The organism is Prosthecobacter gellanilyticus (assembly GCF_007992435.1).
Lineage (GTDB): Bacteria > Verrucomicrobiota > Verrucomicrobiia > Verrucomicrobiales > Verrucomicrobiaceae > Prosthecobacter > Prosthecobacter gellanilyticus.
Genome location: NZ_BKAG01000057.1, coordinates 34309 through 43488, shown reverse-complemented (window position 1 = coordinate 43488; position 9180 = coordinate 34309). Strand labels below are relative to the sequence as shown.

General features: G+C 60.2%; 8 protein-coding genes. 3 read left to right on the top strand and 5 right to left on the bottom strand.

Features of this window, described 5'->3' with window-relative positions; translation table 11 throughout:
* Positions 1-74 precede the first annotated feature (74 nt).
* Genes BGE01nite_RS25040 through BGE01nite_RS25030 form a run of 3 tightly spaced genes read right to left on the bottom strand, consistent with a single transcriptional unit; the run spans position 75 to position 3893 of the window.
* A complete protein-coding gene (locus tag BGE01nite_RS25040; protein WP_170267048.1) occupies positions 75-2537 on the bottom strand; it encodes a tetratricopeptide repeat protein in 2463 nt (820 codons plus the stop codon).
* Positions 2538-2597: 60 nt separating this feature from the next.
* Positions 2598-3035, bottom strand: a complete 438-nt coding sequence (locus BGE01nite_RS25035; RefSeq protein ID WP_146854919.1) for an ExbD/TolR family protein — start codon at positions 3033-3035, stop codon at positions 2598-2600.
* Positions 3036-3062: 27 nt separating this feature from the next.
* On the bottom strand, positions 3063-3893 hold the full coding sequence (locus BGE01nite_RS25030) for a MotA/TolQ/ExbB proton channel family protein (RefSeq protein ID WP_146854917.1): 831 nt from the start codon (positions 3891-3893) through the stop codon (positions 3063-3065).
* A 109-nt stretch (positions 3894-4002) separates the two neighbouring features.
* On the opposite strand from BGE01nite_RS25030, the gene BGE01nite_RS25025 reads away from it, so the two are divergent.
* A complete protein-coding gene (locus tag BGE01nite_RS25025; protein ID WP_146854915.1) occupies positions 4003-4254 on the top strand; it encodes a phosphopantetheine-binding protein in 252 nt (83 codons plus the stop codon).
* Positions 4255-4277: 23 nt separating this feature from the next.
* Here the strand turns inward: BGE01nite_RS25025 and BGE01nite_RS25020 are convergent, their stop codons facing one another.
* Together BGE01nite_RS25020 and rplI are read right to left on the bottom strand one after the other, a co-directional pair.
* Positions 4278-4520, bottom strand: a complete 243-nt coding sequence (locus BGE01nite_RS25020; RefSeq protein ID WP_146854914.1) for a CDGSH iron-sulfur domain-containing protein — start codon at positions 4518-4520, stop codon at positions 4278-4280.
* A gap of 128 nt (positions 4521-4648) precedes the next feature.
* The gene (gene rplI / locus BGE01nite_RS25015; protein ID WP_146854912.1) at positions 4649-5149 is read right to left on the bottom strand and encodes a 50S ribosomal protein L9; all 501 of its coding nucleotides are present in this window, start codon (positions 5147-5149) and stop codon (positions 4649-4651) included.
* Between the two features lie 362 nt (positions 5150-5511).
* On the opposite strand from rplI, the gene BGE01nite_RS25010 reads away from it, so the two are divergent.
* Together BGE01nite_RS25010 and BGE01nite_RS25005 are read left to right on the top strand one after the other, a co-directional pair.
* Entirely contained in the window at positions 5512-7641 is a 2130-nt protein-coding gene (locus BGE01nite_RS25010) for a glycosyltransferase family 4 protein (RefSeq protein ID WP_246145799.1), read from the top strand.
* Entirely contained in the window at positions 7638-9125 is a 1488-nt protein-coding gene (locus tag BGE01nite_RS25005) for a glycoside hydrolase family 130 protein (protein ID WP_146854909.1), read from the top strand. Before BGE01nite_RS25010 ends, BGE01nite_RS25005 begins: the two co-directional genes overlap by 4 nt.
* The last annotated feature ends 55 nt before the right edge of the window (positions 9126-9180 follow it).

Genomic DNA, 9180 nt, shown 5'->3' with positions numbered 1-9180 from the left:
CCCAGAGATCTCAGATGGCCTGAGTCTCTGATCCATCTGTGCCCTCTGCGTTATCTGCGGTTAACCTTCTTGGCTCACAGCGCCTGATATCCCGGATACTTTTGCTTCAGCAGCTTGCGGAACTCCCCGGCCTTGTCAGCCTGGCCGCTCTTCTCCAGGGCTTGCGCGGCCTTGTCCAGGGCCTCAGGCGTTACCTCTTCGTCATCGAAGAACTGCGCGGGGACCATGTATTTGCCAGCAGCGCCGGCATACTTCTCCGTCGCGGCAGCCGCCTGATTTTCGCCGGTGAGCTTGTCACCCAGCGCAAAGAGGATGTCCCCTTGCAGGATCAGCAGCAGAGCCTGCGGTTTGCCATCCTTGGCAAAGGCCAGACCTTCCTGCACCACCGCTTCCGCCTCATCATGCTTGCCCAGGCCGAGCAGCGCGCGTCCCTTGGTCACCAAAGCGCGGGCCTTGGGGGCGCCATCGGCGGTCACCTTGAGAAAGTTGTCCGTGGCCTTGACGCTGCTCTCGTAGTCCTTCGTTTCCAGGAAGGCCATACCCAGGTAGTTCCAGACCCGGGGATCCGTGTTTTCCGGCGCGGTGGGAGTGGAGGCCAGGGAGAGATACTGCGTGGCGCGTGGATAAGCCTTCTTGTTGAACAGCGTCAGGCCTAACCAAGTAAGCACATTCGGCGGGATGTTGCCGCTCGCATTGGCACGGCGATACTCGTCGATACTCTTCGCCAGCTCCTCGGCATTCTGTTGCACGTACTGTGCCTGGATGATCATCTGGCTGGCCTGGTCGAGATAGGTTTTGCGATCCACGTCGATGGCGCGCTGCAGCGCCTTCACAGCAGGTTCCCACTGCTGCAGGGAGTAGTTTGCACGCCCGATGCCAAACCAGGCCTGGCCGGCAGCCGGGCTGGTGGCAAACTTCTTCACCAGGGTCTCAAAGGCCGCGATGGTGGCCTTGTGATCCCGCTGTTCGGAGGCGATCAATCCCATCTGCAGGTAAGCCAGCTCGGCCGCCTCGGAGTTCGGGTGGTTTTGCGCCACGTTCTTAAAGTCCGCCATGGCGTTCGGCAGGTCCTTCATCTCGCGGTAGGCGAGACCACGGCGCGCTAGCGCCTTGGCCGTCAGTTCATGCCCCGGGTTCTGCGCCAGGAAGAGTGAAAAGGCAGCAATGGCGTCCTGCGGACGCTGCGCCTCGGCCAGCGCCCAGGCTTTGTTAAAGAGCGTGCCAGGTTGCAGCTTCGCGGGCAGCTTCTCGAGCTGCACATCACTGAAGCTTGAGGCAGCCTCCACATAGCGCTGCTTGTTGAAATGGTGATCCGCACGGATGAGGCGCGCCAGGTTCAGGAACTCGCTGTCGACGCGCTCTTCCTTGTATTTGGCGATGTAGCCCGTGGCGAATTCCGCGAGATCCTTGTCATCCAAAAGATAGAAGCAATACAGCTTCCAGTAACCCGCCTCAAAAGCGGCATCACTGCCAGGCGCGCCTTGCTCGACCATGAGATAGGTCTCCACGGCACGTGCATAGCTCTTCTTCATGCGGAAGGCATTGCCCACCATGAGCAGCATCTTCGGCCGCGTGTCACCTTCCGGCAGGATGGTGGAGTTCGCGTTGTAGTTGCTGATCACGCCATCGTAGTCACCCTTGGTAAACAAGGCCTGCACCACACCCACCAACGCGATGCCACGATTTGAGGGGCTGGTCTCCGTGATCTTCAGAACCTTTTCGAAAAGCGCCACAGCTTCCTCCGGCTTGCCTGCCTCGGCCAGCAGCACCGCTGCCTTCACTGAGGCTTCCGAAACGGTCGCGTTGTCCTTGCTGCTCGCGATCAACTCTTGAAACAGCGGCAGGGCCTCCGCCTTCTTGTCATCAGCAAGCTGCAGCGTGCCCAGACTGAGCAGGGCGGCTTCGCGATAAGGATTGTCCGTCTTCACGGCCACCACCGCATTCAGCGCGGTGATCTGGCGCTTCATGTCGCCGAGCATCTGATACGCGCGTGCCTTGTTAAACCCGGCCGCGAGGCGCACCTGCGGCAGCGTGGTCTTCGTCTCGCACAGCGCAAACATGCGCGCGGCCTCATCATACTGCTTCGCATTGAAACGCACCGCGCCGAGGCGATACGCCGCTGAGGGCGCTCCTTCGCTGTTCGGATAGCGGTTCACCACCTCTTCATAGTAGGTCTCTGCCACCTTGATCTGGTTCTGCTTCATGTAGCACTCGCCGATGCGGAACATCGCGATCGGCACGTGTTTGCCAGAGGGATAGCTTTGCAGATACTGGCCGAAGGACTTCGCCGCCATCGCCCATTCGCTGCGGTCATAGGCCAGGCTGGCATAATCAAAAAGATCATCATCCGGACCCTTGGTCGGGGCGGGGGCCGCAGGCGGCTGCATCGTGCGCGCATCATTCGGATCCACCGGCACCGCTTTCGGCACGGGCCTGTCTTCATCGATCGGCACCGCCTTGGGCACGGACTGCCCCGTCACGTCCGCAAAGGGACTCAGAGTGGCAGCACACAGGAAAGCTCGGAGCGCGGGTCGCATGATGTAAAAGGAAAGACGGGGCTGGGGAGAAAGGTGGGACGTGCGGTGGCTCATGTCACTTCACGGCTTTTTCGGAGCTTCAGCTTCAGGTCTGCGGGTGGCAAAGGCGATGTTCCAGATTCCCGCCTTCTGGCAGGTGTCCAGCACGCGGATCACGTGCTTGTAGTCCACGACCTCATCACCTCGCAGGATCACGGCCTGGTCTTTGAAAACGGTCACGATGTTCTTCAGCTTCGCCAGGAGTTCATCCTCGGTGAGCTGCGCACCGTTCACGATGATCTCGCCCTCGGTTTTGATGTTGATGATGATCTCACCCACATTGCGGGACTCTTTTTCTTTACCTTCCTCAGCGGCAGGCACGCTGATGTCCATGACCTGCTCGTTCTTCGCGTAGTGCGAGGTCACGGCAAAGAAGATCACCAGCAGGAAGAGCACGTCCACCAGCGGCGCGAGCTGCATGGGCGTGGGCTCGATGGAGTGTTGTTTGCGAAAGTTCATGGTGGATGCTTCAGAGGAAGATCACGATCACTCAGGGCGGCCGGCTGCCGCACGGGCTGCCCGCTTGTACTGCACCGCCAGCAGCGCCATGATGTGCGTGGTGGCCGCTTCCATCTCGGAGATCAGGCGGTTCACCTTGCCACGGAAGATGGAGTAAAAAATCAGCGCCGGGATGCCGATCGCGAGACCGCTCGCGGTGCAGAAGAGCGCCTCGGACACACCCTGCGCCAGACCGAGCTGGTTGCTGCCACCATACTCCGTGGCGGAGATCTCATGGAAGGTCGTGATCATCCCCAGCGTGGTGCCCAGCAATCCCAGCATCGGCGCCACCGCACCCACGTCACCGAGGTAGGCGATGCGTGCCAGCATCAGGCTCGACTGACGATTGCCTTCCGCCTCGGTCACTTCCTTCACTTCTTCAAAGCTCGCCGTTGGGTTGCGTGTCGCAAAGTCCAGTGTCTTCGCCGTGATGCGCGCGATGCACTCATTGCGGCGGTTGCACACCGCGAGCAAACCCAGATAGTCCTGTTTGCGGATCAGTGCATCCGCGCTGTTCATGAAGGCATCACTCACCACCGTGCCCTGGCGCACCGTGAAGGTGAAGAGCACAATGAAGAAGGCCGTGATCATCGACAACGCAATCAACGGATAGGCCATCACGCCCGTGCGCTGCACGAAACCTTCCAGCGTCAGTGCCGCCGCATATGGATTTTCTTCCGCCGGTGCCGCACTGCTCGCCGCAGCTGCCGGCGCGCCTGTGGCTGGAGTCCCTTTAGGCGCTTGGGCCATCACCCCGGAGGTCATCCAGACAAAGAAAAGCGCGATCAGGGCCAAAGCGGAGAAGTTTCGGGAGGGCATGTGGGGGCGACAGTAGGCGTTCGGGGCAGGCTTGCAAGAAATCACACAGTCCTTGACGGCCCCGGCAGGCGTTGTTTTTCCTGCTCCCAGCTTTTTCTGTCATCTGCTCATGCCTCTTGCCATCACCGCCCAGTCCATCATCACACTCATGGAGGAGCATCACATCCTCGACATCGAGGAGGAAGTGCGCGCTGACAGCGACCTCTTTGCGCTGGGGTTGGACTCCCTCGCCACCATGCAGCTCATGCTTCATCTCGAGAGCACCTTTGCCGTCACCATCCCCCCCATCATGGTGAAACGTGAGCACTTCACCACTCCAGCCGCCATAGCCTCTCTGGTGAATCAAGCCGGCACCGCATGATGGCTGCGCTCAAGGCTGACACTTCAGCCGAGCGTCTTGTGAGACCCATCGCAGAAGGGCGGGGTCTTCGTGTGCTTGCAGTTGCACAGCCAGACCTTCTTCGGCTCCGTGAGCGTGAACTTCTTCGGGCCTAGTCCCGTGCCTTTGTGCGATCCATCACACATCGGCTGATGTCCGCTCAATCCACAGGCGCACCACCAGTGGTCACCCGCTTCCAGTTCCAGGACACAGGGCTTGTTGTCATAAACTTTGGGCAGGTCGGACATGGCGGGTGATGTTGGAGATTCGAATGCAGGGAACTGTGAACCGAGAACGCTGAACCGCGAACCGAATCCCAAACAAAAAACCGCATCCCGTGAAGGAGGCGGCTTTTTGGAAAAGAGGAAATGGAAGATTAATCTTCGCTGTCAGCGGCTTCTTCAGTCGCGCCTTCGCCGTCAGCGGCGGTGACGGTGACCTTCAGGAAGCAGTTCACGTCGCCGTGAAGCTTCACAGGCACTTCAAAGGTGCCGGTGTTCTTGATTGGCTTGTCGAGCTGGATCTGGTGACGGTCCAGTTCCACCTTCGCGGAGCTCTCAAGCACTGCCTTGGCGATATCCATGTTGGTGATGGAACCGAAAGCCTTGCCAGCCTGACCGGTCTGGAGGGTCAGCTTGAGCTTCAGCTTCTTCAGCTTGGAAGCGATCTTCTCAGCTTCCTGGAGTTCTTTAGCCTCACGCTCGGCGCGGGCTGCCTTCAGGTGGTTGAGATTCCGCAGGTTGCCAGAGCTGGCCTCGAAGGCCTTGCCCTGAGGGACCAGGAAATTGCGAGCGTAGCCACGCTTCACTTTGACGACATCGGCCTCGGCTCCGAGACCTTTGATTTTTTCTTTGAGGATGACTTCGACGTTTGCCATAAAAGTATGCGCCCAGCACGGGCGAGGGGGGGCGATAGTAGACGTCTTCCCCCGCCTGTCAAACAGTCTGTCAATAAGTCGGACAAAAGGTTTTCCGGGGCCAGGTCTGTTAAGAGCGCGCCTTGGCACGCTTCACGCCTCGGATAGTGTGCAAATGACCGGTTGCTATTCCCTGGGCGGGCTGTCTGCTGTCTTATGCTAATTTACCGGAGCTTCGGCTCGTGAGCAGTCAGCCGTCATTAAGACGGGTGGCTTTCCTCGGGGACTATGTTCCCCGTCGTTGCGGAATCGCAACCTTCACACGGGATCTGTGTGAAGCTGTCAGCACTGCAGTTCCGGAGGCGGAATGCTACGTGGGGGCGGTGAATGATCAGGCGGAGGGTTATAACTACCCGCAGGAAGTGCGGTTCGAGCTGCTGGAGAAGGACATCGATTCCTACCGGCGTGCGGCGGACTACCTGAATTTTAACAACACCGGCGTGCTCTGTGTGCAGCATGAGTTCGGCATTTATGGTGGCCCGGCGGGCAGCCATCTGCTGGCACTTCTTAAAGAGGTGCGCATGCCAGTGGTGACCACCCTGCACACGGTCCTGCGCGAACCAGGCACCGCCCAGCGCAAGGTCATGGACGAGATCATCCGCCGCAGCGACCGGCTGGTGGTCATGGCCCGGAAGGGGGCAGAGATCCTGCAAGAGACGTATGGGGCGCCGAAGTCGAAGATCCATGTGATCCCGCATGGCATCCCGGATGTGCCTTTTGGCGGCACGGAGGCGGCGAAGGCGCAGTTCGGCATCGCCGGGCGCACAGTGCTGCTGACCTTCGGCCTGATCGGTCCGGGGAAGGGGATCGAAACCGCGATCCAGGCGCTGCCGGGCATCGTCCGGCGGCATCCCGAGGCGCTTTATATTGTGCTGGGGGCCACGCACCCGCATCTGCTGGCCCGTGAGGGAGAGCGCTACCGCAGCAGCCTGGAATGGCTGGCGGAGGAAAACGGAGTGAAGGATCACGTGATCTTTGACAACCGCTTTGTATCTCCTGGAGACCTGCAGGAGTTCATCAGTGCCACGGACATTTATGTGACGCCCTACTTGAACCGGGAGCAGATCACATCAGGCACGTTGGCCCAGGTGTTTGGTGCGGGACGCGCAGTGGTTTCCACTCACTATTGGCACGCCGAGGAACTCCTGGCGGAGGGGCGCGGCATCCTGGTGCCCTTCAGCCAGCCGGAAGCCATCACAGGAGCAGTTTGTGAGTATCTGGAGCGTCCGGGGCTGATGCTCAGGACGCAGAAGGCCGCCTGGCATGCCGGGCGGGAGATGATCTGGTCAGCCGTGGCAAAGCAGTACATGGAGGTCTTCCAGCACGCCCGCGCGGATTACCGCGTGCCTTCACGCACGGCCTTTGCAGGCTGGACCGTGGGGCACAAGGCCGAGCTGCCACGTCTCAAACTGGATCACTTGAGACACATGACGGACAGCACCGGCATCTTTCAGCATGCCCTTTATACCGTGCCTGATTTCCAGCATGGTTACTGCACGGACGACAATGCTCGCGGATTCATTCTTTGCTGTTTGCGGGACAACATCGGCGGCAGCCAGCCTGTCGGTGCTCTGGATGATCTTTCCACAAGCTATCTGGCGTTTCTCTCCGCGGCGCTCGACCGCGAAAGCGGACGCTTCCGTAACTTCATGAGCTTTGACCGGCAGTGGCTGGAGACGGCGGGCAGCGAGGACAGTCATGGCCGTGGCATCTGGGCCGCAGGGCTGGGTGCGGCACGCGCGCGCAATGAAGGTCATCGCGCGCTCTGCGCCCAGATTTTCGATGTCGGGTTGGCGAGTGTGGAGGGCTTCACCTCTCCGCGCGCATGGGCCTTCACATTGCTGGGCATTCATGAGTATCTGAGCCAGTTTCCGGACAACAGCGCTGCCAAAGCTGCGCGCGAGGTGCTGACCGGCGATCTTCTCCGGCTATGGAAGGGATGCGCTAGTGACGACTGGCCGTGGTTTGAGCCCGGTGCCACCTATGACAATGCCCGTCTCAGCCAGGCCCTCATGATTTCCGGCCAGGCTCTGCAAAATGAGGAAGCCCTGGATGCCGGCCTGAAGTCATTGACCTGGCTCGTCTCCATCCAAAAAACGCCGAATGGCAGTTTCAGGCCCATCGGCAGCGAGGGCTTCTGCATTCGTGACGGCGCCCGTGCCCATTTTGACCAGCAGCCTGTCGAGGCCCAGGCCATGGTCTCGGCTTGTGTGACGGCATATCAGCTAACCAACGATGCAGTCTGGTCACGTGAGGCGCGGCGTGCCTTTGAGTGGTTCCTCGGTCGCAATGACCTGGGGCTGCCTCTTTATGATGCTGCCACCGGTGGCTGTGCTGATGGGCTGCACCCTGATCGCGTGAATCAAAATCAGGGCGCGGAGTCCACCCTCGCCTTCCACATCGCTCTCGCTGAGATGACCCTTGCCCAGTATCCGCTTCCCGCCCGCGTATGACCTGCCTCGCCCTTCGCCGCCATCACATCATGCTGCAGCCGGAGAGCGCGCGCGTCATCATCCGCCCGTTCATCCCCTCCAATCCGCAGCGCCTCGCCACCATCATCGGCCGTGCGCTCGCGCTGACTGAGGAGGAGGTGGAGACTGAGCTCGCCGCCGTGCACGCGGACTTCGACAGCCGTCATCTGGACATTGAGCCCGTGCTCATGAGCCACTTTGCCAAAGTGCAGTCAGAGATCTTCACCCAGCGGCCGCTCACACGTTCGCGGCAGCTCCTTATCGGCGCCATCTTCAGTGGTGAATACTCACTGGAGGCTGCGGCCCTCTTCAATCCCTCCATCGTCTCGCATCCTGATCAAAGCGGCGTGCCTGAAGGCGGCCTGCGCTTCATCATGAGTCTCCGCGCCACGGGTGAGGGACACATTTCCTCCATTGAGTTTCGTGAGGGCTCGATCTCGCCTGACGGGCACATCACACTCGTGCCGGTCTCGCGTTACGTCAGTCTCCCTGAGGTGCTGCCAAACCCTACTTATCGGAAGAAGCGCTTCATCGTGAAGCTTCATGAGATGGGCTTTGACAACGAATGCACGGCCTCGGTCATGGACATACTGGCCGACGATTTCTCCCGCAGCGAGCTCGCTGCCCGCGTCGCCAGCGTGCGTCGTGAAAGCCTGCCGCTCTCCCATGAGAGCCGCCGCACTCTGGAGTGTGTGCAGTGGCTTGCCGACTCCAACTATGAGCTGTGTTTTTCTTCCAAGCTCGCCGTCAGTGAGCGCATCCTTTTTCCGGTTTCTCAAAACGAGAGCAATGGCATCGAGGATGCCCGGTTCGTGCGCTTTGTGGATGATGACGGCACCGTGACCTACTGTGCCACCTACACCGCCTACAATGGCCGGGCCATCCTCCCGCAGTTCATCGAGACAAAGGACTTCCTGCACTTCCGCGTGCTCACTCTCAATGGCACCGCCGTCCAGAACAAAGGCATGGCCCTCTTCCCGCGCCGGATCCGCGGCCGTTATGTCATGCTCTCCCGCCAGGATGATGAAAACCTCTTCGTCATGTTCAGCGACAATTCGCACCACTGGGCCGACCCGCATCTCATCCTGCGTCCTGCGGAGACCTGGGAATCCGTGAAGCTCGGCAATTGCGGTTCGCCCATCGAGACCGATGCAGGATGGCTGGTCATCACCCACGGTGTCGGTCCCATGCGCAAATATTGCATCGGTGCCGTGCTGCTGGATCTGGATGATCCTACCCGCGTTATCGGTCGCCTGCGCCACCCTTTGCTTTGCCCGGAGGGCGTGGAGCGTGAAGGCTACGTGCCTAACGTGGTGTATAGTTGTGGCTCCCTCGTCCATGGCGGTCAGCTCATCCTCCCCTATGCCATGAGTGACAAAGCCACGGCCATCGTGTCTCTGCCTATCGCGGATCTGCTGGCAGCGCTTCTGGAGGACAACAGCCCTCCCGAAGTCGCGACTGCGTGAAGCCGTCTCAACACGTCAAAACTTGGCGTTGGATGCGTGTCTAAAGAGCCCAAGT

Coding starts and splice junctions, on each gene's coding strand:
- BGE01nite_RS25040 (WP_170267048.1), bottom strand. CDS start 2,537: ATGCGACCCGCGCTCCGAGCTTTCCTGTGTGCTGCCACTCTGAGTCCC.
- BGE01nite_RS25035 (WP_146854919.1), bottom strand. CDS start 3,035: ATGAACTTTCGCAAACAACACTCCATCGAGCCCACGCCCATGCAGCTC.
- BGE01nite_RS25030 (WP_146854917.1), bottom strand. CDS start 3,893: ATGCCCTCCCGAAACTTCTCCGCTTTGGCCCTGATCGCGCTTTTCTTT.
- BGE01nite_RS25025 (WP_146854915.1), top strand. CDS start 4,003: ATGCCTCTTGCCATCACCGCCCAGTCCATCATCACACTCATGGAGGAG.
- BGE01nite_RS25020 (WP_146854914.1), bottom strand. CDS start 4,520: ATGTCCGACCTGCCCAAAGTTTATGACAACAAGCCCTGTGTCCTGGAA.
- rplI (WP_146854912.1), bottom strand. CDS start 5,149: ATGGCAAACGTCGAAGTCATCCTCAAAGAAAAAATCAAAGGTCTCGGA.
- BGE01nite_RS25005 (WP_146854909.1), top strand. CDS start 7,638: ATGACCTGCCTCGCCCTTCGCCGCCATCACATCATGCTGCAGCCGGAG.